Origin of the sequence: Bradyrhizobium retamae (assembly GCF_001440415.1) — a bacterium.
Classification (GTDB): domain Bacteria; phylum Pseudomonadota; class Alphaproteobacteria; order Rhizobiales; family Xanthobacteraceae; genus Bradyrhizobium; species Bradyrhizobium retamae.
In genome coordinates this window covers 1-15,169 of record NZ_LLYA01000170.1, presented here as the reverse complement: position 1 = coordinate 15,169, position 15,169 = coordinate 1, and the positions used below count along the sequence as shown (strand labels likewise).

Here is a 15,169-nt window from a genome sequence, read left to right as displayed (position 1 = left end):
CCATTTCGTCAAAAAGCCCAATGGCCGTGGAACCAATCGGCAGGACGAGCGTTTGCGCCAGTTAAAATGGGCAGGTCGGATGTTCAAAAAGGATCAGCAGCAGCAAAGGGATCTATTCGAAAGCGAACGCAATTTCCGCCTTTTGGTTGAAGGCGTTTCTGACTACGCGCTTTACATGCTGGATCCGACCGGAATCATCACGAGCTGGAACATCGGCGGCCAGCGGATCAAGGGTTACGCGCCCGCCGAAATCATCGGACAGCATTTTTCCTGCTTTTATACCGAAGTCGATCGCGCGAATGGCAAGCCGCTTCGCGCCTTGCGGATTGCTCGGGAACAGGGCCGCTACGAGGAAGATGGCTGGCGCGTTCGCAAGGACGGCACGTCCTTCTGGGCCAGCGTCGTCATCGACCCGATTTACGAGGACGGCGAGCTCGTCGGCTTCGCCAAGATCACCCGGGACATTACCGAACGACGCGAAGCCCAGCTCAAGCTCGAACGGATGCACCAGCAGCTCGCGGAATCGCAGAAGCTCGATGCGCTCGGCCAACTGACCGGCGGCGTGGCACACGATTTCAATAATCTTCTCATGATCGTCAGCGGCAGTCTTCACACGTTGAAGAAAGCGGTGGGCAACGATCCCAGGTGCCTGCGGGCGCTATCGGCGATCGAAGGAGCGACCAAACGCGGCGCTTCCCTCACCAGCCAGTTGCTGACATTCGCGCGGCGGCAGAGCGTAAATCCGCAGGTCGTCGACGTCGCCGAACGGATCGATGCGATGCATGAGGTGCTCGACAGCGGCGTCGGCAGCGCGGTGACCTTGCAGCTCGACATCGACCCGGGCGTCTGGCCGGTGATGGTTGACGTCACCGAGTTCGAGACGGCGCTGGTCAACCTCGTCATCAACGCGCGCGATGCCATGACCGGCGGCGGCGTCATCACGATATCGGCGCACAACGACATGCCAGGCGAGGCCTATACGGAATATGTCGCGATCTCGGTGAGAGATACCGGCACCGGCATCGCGCCCGATGTGCTCGGCAAGATCTTCGATCCCTTCTTCACCACCAAGCCGATCGGCAAGGGCACTGGTCTCGGACTATCGCAGGTTCACGGCTTCGCCCACCAGGCCGGCGGAACGGTCGAGGTGGCGAGCGAACTCGGCAAGGGCACGACGATCACGATCCTGCTGCCGCGAAAGGAGCCCGCTGACGCTGCCGGAGATGTCGACGCGGTCGAAACCGGCGGAAGCGGCACCGTGCTGCTGGTGGAGGACAATCCTGATGTCGCAGCCGTCAGCACCGGGCTGCTCGAACAGCTCGGCTACACCGTGCGCAGGGTAGCGAGCGCCGAAGCCGCGTTGCGCGAAATCGAGCTCGACGGAATAGACCTCGTCTTCTCCGACATCGTGATGCCCGGCAAAATGGACGGCCTCGGTCTGGCGCGCCACTTGAAAGCCGTCAGACCCGGACTGCCGATCCTCCTGACCAGCGGCTATAGCGATTCCGCGCGGAACGCGCGCGGCGACTTTCCGATTCTGCGCAAGCCCTACGAAATCCACGAACTCAGCCAGGCGATCGCGAAACTGCCGCGGTGATTTGCAGCGCTTGCTGTCCGATGCGGCGAGCCACCCTTTCATCGCGCGAGAACGGGTATCGGAGCACATCTCACCCTCCTCACAAGATCGCCTTGAAGGCGCTGCGCAGCTTTCGTGCCGGAACACAAAACCGTTGCTGAGCGCCTTGTTCGGCAACACGCGCTGGCCGCCAAGCAAGAGCTCGGCCGAGCCGGTGCTGGGCTTGCGTCCAAAAGACCTGCTCGGCAAGTCATGCTTAGACCTGGTCCATCCGGACGACAGGGAGAGCGTCAAAGCGGCGACCACCCGGATCGACGGCGCCGATAGCGTCAGCACGGTCGTGTTTCGGCACTATCGGGGCGACGGGACGCTGGCGTGGGTGGAAAGCAAGTTCAAGATGGCCTCCGCAACCAGCGACCCGGCGCGAACGGAATTCCTCTGCGTCATCCGCGATGTCACTGAACGCAAGCGGATGGAGGATCTTGCAATATGTCGACAGCGCCTCCCTCCAGCACGACGGCGAATTCGCGCCGGGCGAACGGACGCATTAGCCAGGGCGCCGAGGTGCTATCTAGCTGTGCAAAACCAGCTCGCTGATTATCCGCTTTGCTGGACGCGAAAAGCCGACGCCGGACCTACTCCACGATTTTCCAATAGGAGTGTCCGTCGCCCGTCTCCGCCAGTCGGATGGTTGATATTCGCTCTGCGCGTTCGATCTCCGAATAGGCCATTGGCGACTGGGTCGGGTCAAGGTCGGAGGCGCCCCGCGAACGGGCCCTGGTTCAAGCAGGCACCGACGTTATATCGTCGGCAGCACCGAGAACCGCTCGCCTGCCCGCCGCAGCTTCAGCATCTCGGGATTGCCGGCGTCGTCCTGTACCGCCTCGACCCGCGCCGACGACGGTCCTCGCCGGCAAGCCGAGATCATTGCGGTCACCGGCTCCGCGGGACCTGCGAACACCGCCTCGACACGGCCGTCCCTGCGGTTGCGTACCCAGCCTTCGAGATCGCGCGCCCGTGCCGTGTCGTCGACCCAGGCGCGATAGCCGACGCCCTGCACCCGGCCGCTTATCGTGACATGACGAATTGCATCGCTCATTTATTCTTCAACCCGAGAAATGCGCCGGCGCGCGCCTTTACTTCGGCGTCGCGCATGGCCCGGCTGGTCAACTCGGCAGACGCAAGGCCGTTCAAATTTTTCGGCGAGGTTCCCTCACGCAACGCCTTCAGCGTCTGGTAGACGGCCTGCGTTGCGGCGGCGAATGGCGCGTGGCCCTGCAGCGCGATCCGCACGCGCTGCCCGGCGAGATAATCCAGCGCCGTCATGTCCTCAGGCGCACCACCGAGCACGATCGGCAATCTCGTCGCGGCGGAAATCGTTTCCAGCTCGCCCCGGCTCTTGATGCCTGTGAAGAACAGCGCATCGACGCCGGTGGCCTCATACGCCCTCGCACGTTCAATGGTGTCGTCAAGACCGGTGACGGACACTGCGCCGGTGCGGCCCATGATGATCAGCGAGGGATCGCTGCGGCCATCAAGCGCGGCTTTCATCTTGCCGACGCCCTCCTCCAGCGGAATCAATTGCGTTCCGGCCTGCCCGAATGCTGGCGGCAAGAGCGTATCCTCGATCGTGAGGCCAGCGGCGCCGGCAGCCTCGAGTTCCTGAACGGTGCGGCGAACGTTGAGCGCATTGCCGTAGCCGTGGTCGGCGTCGACCAGCACCGGCAGTGTCGAGGCGCGCGACATCCGCCGCATCTGCTCGGCCAGCTCCGTCAGTGTGATCAGCGCAATATCGGGATCGCCGAGAACGGCAAGCGAGGCCACCGAGCCGCCGAACATGCCGAGCTCGAAGCCGAGGTCTTCGGCAATGCGGATCGAGGTCGCGTCATAGACCGATCCCGGCCGGATGCAGGCGGAGCCGGCGAGGATGGAACGCAATCTCTCTCGGCGCTGACGGAAAGCCATGGTGCCCTCAGTTCTATCTACCGTCATTGCGAGCCACCCGGTCGGCGCAAAGCGCCGCCGGATGACAGGCTCCGCGAAGCAATCCATCGTGCAGCGAAAGGACGTGTGGATAGCTTCGTCGCTGACGCTCCCTTGCGCAAACGCTTCGCATTTGTCGCAGGCAATGACAGGGTTGCTTCTACGCAAACTCCAAAATCAACGCGTCCACCGCCAGTGTGGCGCCGGCCGCGGCATGGATCTTCTTCACGGTGCCGTCGCGTTCGGCGCGCAACACGTTCTGCATCTTCATCGCCTCGACCACGGCCAATGTCTCGCCGGACTTGACCTCCTGCCCTTCGGCGACCGCAATCGACACCACGAGCCCGGGCATCGGGCACAGCAGCTTCTTGCCGGTGTCGGCGGCCGAATTCACGGGCATCAGCCGCGCGGCAGCCGCCTCGCTTTCAGTGAAGACGTTGACTGCAACTTCAAAGCCCTGATGCGCGAGACGGAAGCCGTTCGGGATCGCGCGCACCTGCATTGCGACCAAGTGGCCGTCGATGGTGCCGTGCCAGACCGGCTCGCCCGGCGTCCAGGCCGAGATCAGGTTGTGCGGATTGCCGGGCAGGCCATCGGCGCCGATGAAACGCACCGCGATGCCGTCGGCCTCCCGCGCCACATCGAGCGCGATTTCGTCGCGGTCGAGCCACACCGCGCGGCGGCGTTCACGCTGCACCAGGCGGCCGGTCAACTGACCGGAAATCTGGCGCTTGCGCTCGCCGAGCACGTGATCGATCGCGGCACCCACGGCGGCCAGCCGCCTCGCGATCTCGCCTTCCGGCGGACGCGCCGAAAACCCTTTTGGAAATTCCTCTGATATGAAGCCGGTGGAAAGTTTGCCTTCGCGCCAGCGCGGATGGTTCATCAACGCTGACAGGAACGGAATGTTGTGCCTGATGCCGTCGACGTAGAACGCGTCGAGCGCCGTGGCCTGTGCCTCGATCGCGGCGGCCCGCGACGGCGCGTGCGTCACGAGCTTGGCAATCATCGGATCGTAATGGATCGAGATCTCGCCGCCCTCCTGCACGCCGGTGTCGTTGCGGATGGTAACGCCGTCCTGGCTCGCTTCCGCCGGCGGCCGGTATTTCACCAGCCGGCCGATCGACGGCAGGAAGTTGCGGAAGGGATCCTCGGCATAGACGCGCGATTCCACGGCCCAGCCGGTCAGCGTGACGTCCTTCTGAGCGATGGAAAGCTTCTCGCCGGCCGCGACCCTGATCATCTGCTCGACCAGGTCGATGCCCGTGACCAGTTCGGTGACGGGATGCTCGACCTGCAGACGGGTGTTCATCTCCAGGAAGTAAAAGCTCTTGTCCTGGCCGGCGACGAATTCGACGGTGCCGGCCGAATCGTAACTCACCGCCTTCGCCAGTGCCACTGCCTGCTCACCCATCTTGCGGCGGGTGGTTTCGTCGAGCAGCGGCGACGGCGCTTCCTCGATGACCTTCTGGTTACGGCGCTGGATCGAGCATTCGCGCTCGCCGAGATGGATCACATTGCCATGCTTGTCGCCAAGCACCTGTATTTCGATGTGGCGGGGATCGACGATGAACTTTTCGATGAAGACGCGGTCGTCGCCGAACGAGGATTTGGCCTCAGCCTTGGCGAGATTGAAGCCCTCGGCGACTTCCTTCTTCGAATGCGCGATCCGCATGCCCTTGCCGCCGCCGCCGGCGGAGGCCTTGATCATCACGGGGTAGCCGATCTCGTCGGCGATCTTCACCGCGTGCTTTTCGTCCTCGATCACACCGAGATGTCCCGGCACGGTCGAGACTTTTGCCTTCGCGGCGGCTTTCTTGGATTCGATCTTGTCGCCCATCGCGGCAATGGCGCCGGGGTTGGGGCCGATGAAGACGATACCCGCCTTGGCGAGCTCGCGCGGAAACGTCTCGCGCTCGGAAAGAAAGCCATAACCGGGATGCACCGCCTCTGCGCCGGTCTTGCGGCAGGCATCGATAATCCGGTCGATCAACAGATAGCTCTCAGCCGCCGCCGGCGGGCCGATCAGCACGGCCTTGTCCGCCATTTCGACGTGGAGCGCATCGCGGTCCGCTTCGGAATACACCGCGACCGTCTCGATCCCCATACGGCGCGCAGTCTTGATGACCCGGCAGGCGATCTCGCCGCGATTTGCGATCAGAATTCTCTTGAACATGTTCTTCTTGCTTGAGCTTTGGGCGGGATCCTCCCCCGCAATGAGACATGCGGGACGCGGGTAACACACCCGTCGTACAGCAAAAATCGATGGAGGCAACGGTCTCGTACCGGCTTCGCGGGGCCGCCCGGCGGTAATTCAGCCGGAATAGGAGTTGAAGCGGCCCCGCGCATAGGCGTGGGATACCGCTTTCATCAGCTCGCCGACCTCGGATTCCAGATATTCGTTGGCCACGATCAATGCGCGGATCGTCGCCCTCATATCCCCACCACAGACAGAAATCGCCTGATCTACAGCGGCTTCCAGCTCGCCGTTCTCTTCGGACTTCGGCTGTGAAGAGGACGACATGGCAATATTCCGTGTTGAGCGAGGGGTTTTATGTTCTTATTTTGTTCTTGTGAAGTCAATGGTCGCTGTCGTCCGGTCGCAACTGCGCTCTCGGCTTTTCCCCAACCTGGTTTGCTTCGCCATTAGCGTCGGCATCTTGGTTCAATCACGTCGGCTTATGCTAGAAGGCGCTCGCGGGTGTGGAATTGATTTCAAAATGAAACAGATGCGGTCAAGAATTTTTCTGGTTGCGGCGTTGCTGTCGATCGTCCTTCCAGCCAGCCAGAGTTTGGCTGCCACTGCCATCATCCGCGATGGCAGCACGCTTCAGCTAGGCAATGTTACCTATCGCCTCGACGGCATCGAGGTGCCCACCGCCGATCAGCTCTGCATCGACGAACACGCCGATAGCTGGACCTGCGGGATCGAGGCGCGCGATCAACTGACCAAGTTGATCGGCGGCAAACAGGTCCGCTGCGACGATCTGGGTCCCGATCCCTCGTTCAAGAAACGGCGCATCGGCGTATGCAAGATCGAGGGCGACACCACCAGTCTCAGCCAGTTGCTGATCCGCAAGGGGTTTGCCCTGAATGTCGAAGCCTCCGCCAGCGGGCGCTTCACGGTGGACGAAGCCCGCGCCAAGGACGACCGCCAGGGACTCTGGAAAGGCTGCTTCGTCGCGCCGCGCGAGTTCCGCGCCGGGAAGAAAGATGGCCCCCTGCTCGGCGCCGCGTGCCGCGCCGATCGCGACCGCGAAATCCGCGAGGCGCTGTTCCCCGAGGATCTCATCATGCCGGCGAATTGCAACATCAAGGGCAAGTACGCGGTACGCGCGCGCGTCACCGGGAACCTTGGCATCTACCATCTGCAGGCATGCCGCTCCTATCCGGGACTGACCAGGCCGGATCGCTGGTTCTGTTCCGAGGAAGATGCGCAGGCCGCCGGGTTCCGCAGGGCCTATAACTGCCGGTCAACCACCAAAAGCAAATGAGGCTGGCTAACGCGCCGGCTCTTGTGTGAAAGTGCCGCCAGAGGTTGCCGGCACGCATGACACCTTCCGACACTACGAACCTCCTGCCTGAAGCTGCCGCCGCCGAGCGCTTGCGGCAATATCTGCAGGAAATCGCAAGCGAGCGCGACAGAGCCCATCGTGCTTTGCAGGAGCGCGAAGCGGAGCTGGCGCGTATCCAGCGCATCGCCGGCGTCGGCGGTCTCGAAATCGATTTCCGTGACGGCGTCAAGAACCGCCGCTCCCCCGAATATCTTATCGTGCACGGGCTGCCGCCCGAGGCGGCCAACGAGACCTATGAGGAATGGGTCAGTCGAATCCATCCCGAGGATCGCGAGCGAACGGTCCAGCACCTGTTCGGCGTATTGAAAAGCCAGAGCGAGGATTATTCGGCCGAATACCGCATCGTGCGGCCCAACGACGGCGCGGTCCGCTGGATCCGCGTCGTCGCCAAGATCGAGCGCGAGGCCGACGGCCGCGCGCTGCGCCTCGTCGGCGCCGATTGCGACGTCACCGATCAGATGCTGGCGCAGGCAACCTTGCGCGAAAGCGAGGAGCGCTTCCGCCTGATCGCCAACAGCGCGCCGGTCCCGATCTGGGTCACCAAGCTCGACCGCACGCGTTCCTTCGCCAACCAGGCCTATGTCGATTTCCTTGGACTGCCGTTCGAGGAAGCCATTGTGTTCGACTGGCGCAAAAGGCTGCATCCGGACGATCAGCAACGCGTCGTGCAGGAATCAATCGCCGGCGAAGCTTCGCTCAAGCCGTTCGTGCTGGAGGCCCGCTATCAGCGCGCTGACGGCGAATGGCGGTGGCTGCGCTCGGAATCCCAGCCGCGCTGGGGTCCGACCGGCAAGCACATCGGCTTCATCGGCGTTGCCCACGACGTCACCTCGGCCAAGCAGGCCGAGCACGATCTGCGCCGGCTGAACGAAATTCTCGAACTGCGGATCACGGAGCGGACGGCGCAGCTCGAATCCAGCGAAGCCCAGATGCGGGCGATCTTCGAGACCAGCCATCAATATCAGGCGTTGCTCAACCAGCATGGCGAGGTGCTTTATGCCAACAGGACGGCGTTGGCCGGCATCCGCGCCGACGCCGGCGCGGTGGTCGGCCAGCCGTTCTGGGAAACGCCATGGTTTGCCGCGACCCCCGGCATGCGCGACGCCGTCCGCGACGCCTTCATCACGGTCATGCAGGGCGAAGAGGTCAAGATTGAAATGCTGCTGCACCTGCCGATCGGCGACCGCTATTTCGATTTCGCGATGCGCCCGCTGCACGACCGGCACGGCACCGTCATCGGCGCGGTGCCGGAGGCCATCGACGTCACCGAGCGCCGCCAGGGCGAGGAAGCGCTGCGCCAGTCGCAGAAAATGGAAGCGGTCGGACAGTTGACTGGCGGCGTGGCGCACGATTTCAACAACCTGTTGACCATCATCCGCTCCGCGACCGATTTCCTGCGCCGCCGCGAGTTGCCGGAAGAGCGGCGCCGGCGCTACATCGACGCGATCGCCGAGACCGTGGAGCGCGCCTCCAAGCTGACCGGACAATTGCTGGCGTTCGCCCGCAGGCAGCCGCTCAAGCCGCAGGTGTTCAACGTCAGCACCCAGGTCGAGTCCGTCGCGCAATTGATCCGTCCCCTCGTCGGTGCCCGGATCAGGATCGACGTCGAAATCGCCGATCTCAGTTGTTTCGCAATCGCCGACGTCGCGCAGTTCGAAACCGCGCTGATGAATCTCGCCGTCAACAGCCGCGATGCCATGGACAGCGAGGGCCGGCTGACCATTCAGGTCCGCAAGGTGGATGCGATTCCGCCGCTGCGTGCCCAGCCCGCCCGCGGCGGCGACTTCGTCGCCATCACCGTGACCGACACCGGCTGCGGCATTGCCCCTGCCCTGCTCGAGACGATCTTCGAGCCGTTCTTCACCACCAAGGAAGTCGGCAAGGGCACCGGCCTTGGGCTGAGCCAAGCGTTCGGTTTTGCCAAGCAATCCGACGGCGATATCGCAGTTGCAAGTGAGCCCGGCCAGGGCGCGACGTTCACGATCTATCTGCCGCAGGCCGCGGTGCCGGCCGATACGAGCGAAGCCGCCGCGACCGCCAGCGAGCCCGCAGCCCGCGGCCGCGGCTACCGCGTCCTCGTCGTCGAGGACAATGACGACGTCGGCCAGTTCTCCACCGAACTGTTGGAAGATCTCGGCTACACCGTGCGCCGTGTCGCCAGCGCGGACGCCGCGCTCGCAATCCTGGCCGAGGACGAATTTTCCGCCGACCTGGTGTTTTCCGACGTCATCATGCCCGGGATGAACGGCGTCGAGCTCGCCGGCATCGTGCGCGAACGCTATCCCGGCCTGCCCGTGGTCCTGACCAGCGGCTACAGCAACGTGCTGGCGGAAAGCGCCCACCGCGGCTTCGAGCTGATCCAGAAACCCTATTCAGTGGAACTGCTGTCGCGAATTCTCAGGAAGGCGATTTCCGAGGCGCGCCGCTAATTAGGGCATAAACGCCTACGCCGCGGCCTCGACGCCAGCCTTCCCCGGTGCCAAGAGCGCGCGGATTTCCTGGGCAGGGCGCGCGGCACTGAACAGATAGCCCTGCATCTGCGTGCATCCGAGACTCTGTACGGTCTCGCGCTGCTGCAACGTCTCGACGCCTTCGGCAGTCGTGATCATGTCGCGGTCGGCGGCGATGCTGACCACCGCACGGATGATCGAGGCCGACGAGGAGTTGCGCGTCACTTCCTTGACGAAGGAGCGGTCGATCTTGATCTTGTCGAACGGGAAGCGCTGCAGATATTGCAGCGAGGAATAGCCGGTGCCGAAATCGTCGAGCGCGATGTGAATGCCGAGCGCGCGGAGCTGATTCAGCGCCACGAGCGCGGCGTCGTCGTCGGCCATCAGGACGGCTTCCGTGATCTCCAGCTCCAGCCGGCGCGGATCGAGTCCGGTCTCGGAAAGGACAGCCGCGACTTTCACCGACAGCGTTTCCGACCGGAACTGGATCGGCGAGACGTTGACGGCGATGCGGATATGGGCCGGCCAGGTTGCGGCTTCGGCACAGGCGGTGCGCAACACCCATTGCCCGATCTCCTCGATCAGGCCGGTCTCCTCGGCGACCGGCACGAAATCGGCGGGCGAGATCATGCCGCGCACCGGATGCCGCCAGCGCAATAGCGCCTCGCAGCCGGTGACGCAATCGCCGTGCAGATCGACCTGCGGCTGATAGTGCAGTTCGAACCCGCCCTGCACCAGCGCCACGCGCAAATCCGCCTCAAGCTCGCGGCGGTGATTGGCCTGCTGCTCCATCTCCGGATCGAAGAAGCGATAGGTCCTGCGGCCGGCGGCCTTCGCCGCATACATCGCGAGATCGGCGTTCTTCAGGAGATCGAAAAGGTCCGAGCCGTCGCGCGGGGCAATCGCGATGCCGATGCTGGCATCGCTGGAAAGCTGATGGCCATGGCAGTCGAACGGGGTACGCAGCGCTTGATAGGTCCGCGCGACCAGCGCGTGAACGTCCTCGGCGCTCTTGATATCGTGCTGAAGGATAGCGAATTCGTCCCCGCCGAGGCGGGCGATGAAATCCTCAGGGCCAACCGACTGGCGCAACCGCTCCGCCACGCCCTTCAGGAACTCGTCGCCGATCAGATGTCCCAGCGTGTCATTGATGCGCTTGAACTCGTCGATGTCGATATAGAGGATCGCGAACTCGCGTCCCTCGGTTTCCAGCAGCAGTCCCTCCGCGTGGCGCTGGAACAGGGTCCGGTTCGGCAGATTGGTCAGCGCGTCGTAATGAGCGAGATATTCGATCCTGGCCTGGTCGCGCCGCCCTTCGGTGACGTCTTCCAGCGTCGCGGCCCAGCCGCCGTCCGCCGACCGCTTGAAGATCAGCCGGATCGTGCGCCCGTCCGGTGTCGAGGTCACGGTGTCCTGAACCAGGCTGCCGTTGGGATCGAGGAAGCGGTCGCAATACGCGTCGACGTCGCCGAGAAAGGAGCCGCGTTCCTGACGGTGCCGGATCAGGTCGCGCAGATGACAGCCGGGTTTGACGACCTCCGGCGAGAGCCCGAACATATCGATATAGCGCCTGTTGCAGATCACGAGACGGCCCGAGGAATCGAACAGCAGCAGGCCCTGCGTCATGTTGTTGATGGCGGTGTCGAGATGCCGGCTCTTCTCCGAAAGCTTGCGCTGCGCGGCGGCATGCTGGCGGCGGAGCTGACGCACGATCAGGAAGACCATGCCGATCACGACGATGACCGCCAGGGCCGCCGCGAAAAATTGCAGCCTCGTCTGCGCCCGCCAGTCGGCCAACGCAGCCTGCGTTCGGGTGGTCGCCACGATCAGGATCGGGAAGTGCATGAGCGACTTGACCGCGCCGACCTTGTCCTCCGCCAGCCTTGCACTCGTGAAGCGCCCGGATATGTTGCCATCCACGGCCAGCGCGCGTTGAAAGGCTTCGCTTCCGGCGACATTGAAGCCGATCAGGCTGTCGTCCTTCGGATAGCGGGCAATGATGGTGCCGTTGCGGTGAACCATCGAGATCGCGGTATCGCTGTTGAGCTCCAGCGATCCGACAAAGGCCTCGAAATGCGACGGTTCAACGCCGCGGCTGGCATATCCGATGATCTCGCCATTGCGGCCGACGATCTTGCGCGCAAATAGCGTGGTCCAGTTTCTCGTCACCTTGCTGACGACCGGCTCGACGATCACATCGGTGGTCGGTTTTCCCGACGTGAACTCCTTGAAGTATTGACGGTCCGCGATGCTGAGATCGGGGACCGGCCACGTCTCGGAGGAATTGATCAGCCATCCCTCGACGTTCCACAGGTTCAGCGCGCCGACATGGGGCAGTGCCGAAAGCTTGCTGCGCAGCATCTCGTGCGCGCTCAAGGTCGACATCCTTTGTTCGAATTCTTCCGACGTATCGACCCCGTCGGCCCGCATGCCGGATACGACGTCCTCATGCACATGCTGGAGATCGTTCAGTTGCTGGTCGAAATGCCGTGACAGCAGGAGCGCGCTATTGCCGAGTTCGCGCTCGGCGACTTCCAGCGCCCGCTCGCGGTATTGCATGGCGAAATAGCCGGTGCCGAGCATGATCGCGATCACGAGCCCCGCGGCACTCAGGATCAGCCACTGGATCGCGCCCAGCCTGGCCCGCCACGGCATGCCGCCACCGAACAGCGGCTGGCTTTCCGCGATGATGTCGTCCGATAGATCATTCAGCATTCTCGCTGCCCCCAACAGGCGCGTGTTGTAGGGACCACAAGCCAAGGGGGCGTTAGCAAAATGAGTTATCGGGAGGTTAAAGCGACCGCGGAATCAGGCGGATTCCGCCATCTCGTCTTCCTTGAGACTGCACTCGATCAGCGCCCCGTCGATCGTGAATTTCGAAAACAGCGAGCCCGGCGTCGACGCCTGCAGCGCCGCAAAGAACTGCGAGTCTCCGGGACTGCGCAGGAAAAACCGGATGTGGCTCGCCGACATCGTATCCCTCGACAGCCATACGATGCCCGAGAACAGCGCCACCATCGTCTGGGCGTACTGGCCGGCATCGGCGATGCCAAGTTCGTAAACCGGCGACACCACGATGAAGCGCGCGCGGAGGATGGGATCCGGGAATTTGCTCATCATCAGGCGGCTGACCTGGCAGGCCGCGTGGATGCGCTCGCCGTCGGACAGGCAGTACAGGCTGGGGTGATCGCCTTCCTTGGTCAACCCGTCATAGGCTGCATAGCTTCCCGTCGAAAAGGTCGAAAAGTCCTCGCCGACGCTTTCGGCGTCCTTCTTCCACTGGCCCTTGATCGACCGCCAGGACCTGTCCGGCTCTTTCATCGGCAGAAGGCGCATGACTAACCAGAGGTTAATGCAGAAATTGATGCCGGTATTGTACGGACTGCGGCTAAACGTTTGCTTACGCTGGCGCCCGGCGCGCAAATAATCTGTTTGACCCACTACCTGGGCGCGCGTTTTTCTGCCGTGTCTCCTTGCGGTCTCGAACTCCGGAGGGAACTGTGAGACGCTCCTGCGAAGCAAATACAGCAGCAATCGAGCGCGCTCCGGGTTTTCCTTCCCCAAACGTCGAACTCGAGCCCCGCAATCCCATAACCAGAGTTGGCGGGGCTTCTTTAATTTGAGCAGCTATGACGCAGTAGAACGAGCGGCTCTAGGCCGCGGCCTCGTAATTGACCTCGGTCTCCGCGATCTTGGTCAGGATTTCGTCCGTCTTCTTCTCTTCGGCGAGCGTCTGATCGATCAGCTTCACGGCTTGCGGATTGTTGAGCTTTTGTGCCCAGGCTTTCAGGGTGCCGTAACGAGAAATCTCGTAATGCTCGACCGACTGGGCGGCGGCCAACAGGCCGGCGTCGAGCGCGGGCGTGTCGGCATACTGCTCCATGATGTCTTTGCCTTCATCGATGATGCCCTCGATCGCTTCGCACTTCTTGCCGCGCGCTGGCTTGCCGAGAAGCTCGAATATCTCTTCCAGCCTTTCGACCTGCTCCTCGGTCTCTTGGTGGTGCTTTTCGAAGGCGGCCCGCAGCTTGTCCGAGGTGGCAGCCTTCGCCATTTTTGGCAGCGCCTTCAGGATCTGCTTCTCGGCGTAATAGATGTCCTTGAGAGTATCCAGGAATAATTCATTGAGGTCTTTGTCCGGCATGGCGTCCTCCATTGATGGTGCGCTGACAACATGGGACCGAATGATTTGGTTCCTAAAGGCGTTCGTCGGAGGCGCTACCCGCTCCCGGCGGCAAGATCGATCAGGGCAATTCCGAGGTCGGGCCTCTTCTTGCGTCGAAGCGCTGCCGGCGCTTCGGTCAAGATCACTTCGAGCGTCGGCCTGACGGTTGCTGCCAGCAGATGACCGCCGCGCGTCGAGCCATCGGCTAGGCCAAGCACGACGTGAACGTGCAGGCTGGGCTTGCCGTCGTCGCCGGCGGCAACATCGCCGATCGCGCTGAGGACTTCGCACTGCTCGTCGACCTCGATCTTCCGGTAGTTCTTTGCGGCGACGTCGAACCAGCCGACCGTCGCCCGTTCGAAGGCGCCGATCGCGGTCAGCGAGGCCGCGGAAATTCCGGATTCGGCGGCGAACCGGGTGAGCGCGGCAAACGCCTCCTCGCCCGTGTCCAGAACGACGACGTGAACCTGCGCCTGCTCTTCGGCGGCGACGAGCTTGCTCTTCATGATGATCGCCTTTCGTTCAGGCTGCGCTGCGCCTGTTGTGCCGACCTTCCCTCACTTCCTCGATGATTTTTGCGCTGAACGCTTCGAGATCACCCGGGTTGCGGGACGTAATTACGCCCTGGTCGACCACGACCTCCGAGTCCTGCCATTTGGCACCGGCGTTGGCGACATCGGTCTTGATCGACTTGTAGGACGTCACCTTCCGTCCCCTGGCGATGCCGGTTTCGATCAGGAGCCACGGTGCATGGCATATGGCCGCGACGGTTTTCCCGGCGTCGAAAATGTCCTTGATGAACTTGAGCGCCTTCTGTTCCACCCGGAGCAAGTCGGGATTGATCTGGCCGCCGGGCAGCACGACGGCGTCATAGTCCGAAGGTGAAGCCTGATCGAGCGTCTTGTCGACTCCGACCGGCCGTCCCCAGTCCTTCTTGTCCCATCCCCTGATTTCGCCTGATGCCGGGGAGACCACGTCGACAACAGCCCCGGCCCTTTTCAGCCGATCGCGCGGCACTTCGAGTTCCGACTGTTCAAAGCCGTGCGTTGCCAGAATAGCAATTTTCTTTCCGTCGAGAGTCATCGGGTGCTCCCTGAGAGTGAGCTTTCCCGGTCAATCGCCACTACAGGGCATCGTTCCCGTCGATCCGAATCCCGCGGGCGAGCCCCCGCGGGAACCCGCTATTCCCCGAAAGGCCCATTAGACGGAGACTGCAATGCACATCGAAAGCTTTGGCTCGGACGGGCTGGAGTATCGCACGTTCGAATGCAGAACATGCTATCATTCCGAGATGAAAACGTTTGGCGCTGATCCGATTAAGCCAGACGCCGGGGCTTGACCAGAAGCGCGTTGCGATCGCTTGACTAGGGTCTGTTGGGATTCAGGATTCTCATCCGGGCTTGGTTGTGATTCAAGCTAT

12 protein-coding genes and 2 pseudogenes are annotated in these 15,169 nt (G+C 62.8%); 4 read left to right on the top strand and 10 right to left on the bottom strand.

Going from position 1 to position 15,169, the window contains the following annotated elements; all coding sequences use genetic code 11:
• The first annotated feature begins 79 nt into the window (after nucleotides 1-79).
• Nucleotides 80-1,597 carry a PAS domain-containing sensor histidine kinase gene (locus CQ13_RS25260; protein WP_057845543.1) on the top strand — a complete coding sequence of 506 codons (1,518 nt, stop codon included), beginning with the start codon at nucleotides 80-82 and terminating at the stop codon, nucleotides 1,595-1,597.
• Nucleotides 1,598-1,676: 79 nt separating this feature from the next.
• Here the strand turns inward: CQ13_RS25260 and CQ13_RS46835 are convergent.
• A pseudogene (locus CQ13_RS46835) lies at nucleotides 1,677-1,780 on the bottom strand (DUF1731 domain-containing protein); the annotation flags it as partial.
• 10 nt (nucleotides 1,781-1,790) lie between these two features.
• Here CQ13_RS46835 and CQ13_RS47240 point away from each other — a divergent pair.
• Nucleotides 1,791-2,027: pseudogene (locus CQ13_RS47240) on the top strand (PAS domain-containing protein); the annotation flags it as partial.
• Between the two features lie 348 nt (nucleotides 2,028-2,375).
• Here CQ13_RS47240 and CQ13_RS25255 read toward each other — a convergent pair.
• The 4 genes from CQ13_RS25255 to CQ13_RS25240 form a co-directional block, all read right to left on the bottom strand.
• Complete coding sequence (locus tag CQ13_RS25255) at nucleotides 2,376-2,675, bottom strand: acylphosphatase (RefSeq protein ID WP_057845542.1); 300 nt, start codon at nucleotides 2,673-2,675, stop codon at nucleotides 2,376-2,378.
• Nucleotides 2,672-3,541, bottom strand: coding sequence for an isocitrate lyase/PEP mutase family protein (locus CQ13_RS25250; RefSeq protein ID WP_057845834.1), 870 nt, complete (start codon nucleotides 3,539-3,541; stop codon nucleotides 2,672-2,674). The genes CQ13_RS25255 and CQ13_RS25250 overlap by 4 nt, the downstream gene beginning before the upstream one ends.
• A gap of 178 nt (nucleotides 3,542-3,719) precedes the next feature.
• Entirely contained in the window at nucleotides 3,720-5,735 is a 2,016-nt protein-coding gene (locus tag CQ13_RS25245; RefSeq protein ID WP_057845541.1) for an acetyl-CoA carboxylase biotin carboxylase subunit, read from the bottom strand.
• A 138-nt stretch (nucleotides 5,736-5,873) separates the two neighbouring features.
• On the bottom strand, nucleotides 5,874-6,083 hold the full coding sequence (locus tag CQ13_RS25240; protein ID WP_057845540.1) for a hypothetical protein: 210 nt from the start codon (nucleotides 6,081-6,083) through the stop codon (nucleotides 5,874-5,876).
• Between the two features lie 205 nt (nucleotides 6,084-6,288).
• On the opposite strand from CQ13_RS25240, the gene CQ13_RS25235 reads away from it, so the two are divergent.
• Both CQ13_RS25235 and CQ13_RS25230 read left to right on the top strand, forming a co-directional pair.
• Nucleotides 6,289-7,053, top strand: a complete 765-nt coding sequence (locus CQ13_RS25235; protein WP_057845833.1) for a thermonuclease family protein — start codon at nucleotides 6,289-6,291, stop codon at nucleotides 7,051-7,053.
• A gap of 56 nt (nucleotides 7,054-7,109) precedes the next feature.
• Nucleotides 7,110-9,563 carry a hybrid sensor histidine kinase/response regulator gene (locus tag CQ13_RS25230; protein WP_057845539.1) on the top strand — a complete coding sequence of 818 codons (2,454 nt, stop codon included), beginning with the start codon at nucleotides 7,110-7,112 and terminating at the stop codon, nucleotides 9,561-9,563.
• Between the two features lie 15 nt (nucleotides 9,564-9,578).
• Here the strand turns inward: CQ13_RS25230 and CQ13_RS25225 are convergent, their stop codons facing one another.
• The 5 genes from CQ13_RS25225 to CQ13_RS25205 form a co-directional block, all read right to left on the bottom strand.
• Nucleotides 9,579-12,299 carry a bifunctional diguanylate cyclase/phosphodiesterase gene (locus CQ13_RS25225; protein ID WP_082637634.1) on the bottom strand — a complete coding sequence of 907 codons (2,721 nt, stop codon included), beginning with the start codon at nucleotides 12,297-12,299 and terminating at the stop codon, nucleotides 9,579-9,581.
• Nucleotides 12,300-12,392: 93 nt separating this feature from the next.
• The gene (locus CQ13_RS25220) at nucleotides 12,393-12,920 is read right to left on the bottom strand and encodes a hypothetical protein (protein WP_057845538.1); all 528 of its coding nucleotides are present in this window, start codon (nucleotides 12,918-12,920) and stop codon (nucleotides 12,393-12,395) included.
• A 316-nt stretch (nucleotides 12,921-13,236) separates the two neighbouring features.
• Nucleotides 13,237-13,728 carry a YciE/YciF ferroxidase family protein gene (locus CQ13_RS25215; protein WP_057845831.1) on the bottom strand — a complete coding sequence of 164 codons (492 nt, stop codon included), beginning with the start codon at nucleotides 13,726-13,728 and terminating at the stop codon, nucleotides 13,237-13,239.
• A gap of 74 nt (nucleotides 13,729-13,802) precedes the next feature.
• Nucleotides 13,803-14,255 carry a PPC domain-containing DNA-binding protein gene (locus tag CQ13_RS25210; RefSeq protein WP_057845537.1) on the bottom strand — a complete coding sequence of 151 codons (453 nt, stop codon included), beginning with the start codon at nucleotides 14,253-14,255 and terminating at the stop codon, nucleotides 13,803-13,805.
• A 16-nt stretch (nucleotides 14,256-14,271) separates the two neighbouring features.
• Entirely contained in the window at nucleotides 14,272-14,832 is a 561-nt protein-coding gene (locus CQ13_RS25205) for a type 1 glutamine amidotransferase domain-containing protein (protein WP_057845536.1), read from the bottom strand.
• Nucleotides 14,833-15,169 lie beyond the last annotated feature (337 nt).

What these genes read in the sequence shown, in the direction of transcription:
- CQ13_RS25260 (WP_057845543.1), top strand. Translation starts at nt 80, where the DNA reads ATGTTCAAAAAGGATCAGCAGCAGCAAAGGGATCTATTCGAAAGCGAA.
- CQ13_RS25255 (WP_057845542.1), bottom strand. Translation starts at nt 2,675, where the DNA reads ATGAGCGATGCAATTCGTCATGTCACGATAAGCGGCCGGGTGCAGGGC.
- CQ13_RS25250 (WP_057845834.1), bottom strand. Translation starts at nt 3,541, where the DNA reads ATGGCTTTCCGTCAGCGCCGAGAGAGATTGCGTTCCATCCTCGCCGGC.
- CQ13_RS25245 (WP_057845541.1), bottom strand. Translation starts at nt 5,735, where the DNA reads ATGTTCAAGAGAATTCTGATCGCAAATCGCGGCGAGATCGCCTGCCGG.
- CQ13_RS25240 (WP_057845540.1), bottom strand. Translation starts at nt 6,083, where the DNA reads ATGTCGTCCTCTTCACAGCCGAAGTCCGAAGAGAACGGCGAGCTGGAA.
- CQ13_RS25235 (WP_057845833.1), top strand. Translation starts at nt 6,289, where the DNA reads ATGCGGTCAAGAATTTTTCTGGTTGCGGCGTTGCTGTCGATCGTCCTT.
- CQ13_RS25230 (WP_057845539.1), top strand. Translation starts at nt 7,110, where the DNA reads ATGACACCTTCCGACACTACGAACCTCCTGCCTGAAGCTGCCGCCGCC.
- CQ13_RS25225 (WP_082637634.1), bottom strand. Translation starts at nt 12,299, where the DNA reads ATGCTGAATGATCTATCGGACGACATCATCGCGGAAAGCCAGCCGCTG.
- CQ13_RS25220 (WP_057845538.1), bottom strand. Translation starts at nt 12,920, where the DNA reads ATGCGCCTTCTGCCGATGAAAGAGCCGGACAGGTCCTGGCGGTCGATC.
- CQ13_RS25215 (WP_057845831.1), bottom strand. Translation starts at nt 13,728, where the DNA reads ATGCCGGACAAAGACCTCAATGAATTATTCCTGGATACTCTCAAGGAC.
- CQ13_RS25210 (WP_057845537.1), bottom strand. Translation starts at nt 14,255, where the DNA reads ATGAAGAGCAAGCTCGTCGCCGCCGAAGAGCAGGCGCAGGTTCACGTC.
- CQ13_RS25205 (WP_057845536.1), bottom strand. Translation starts at nt 14,832, where the DNA reads ATGACTCTCGACGGAAAGAAAATTGCTATTCTGGCAACGCACGGCTTT.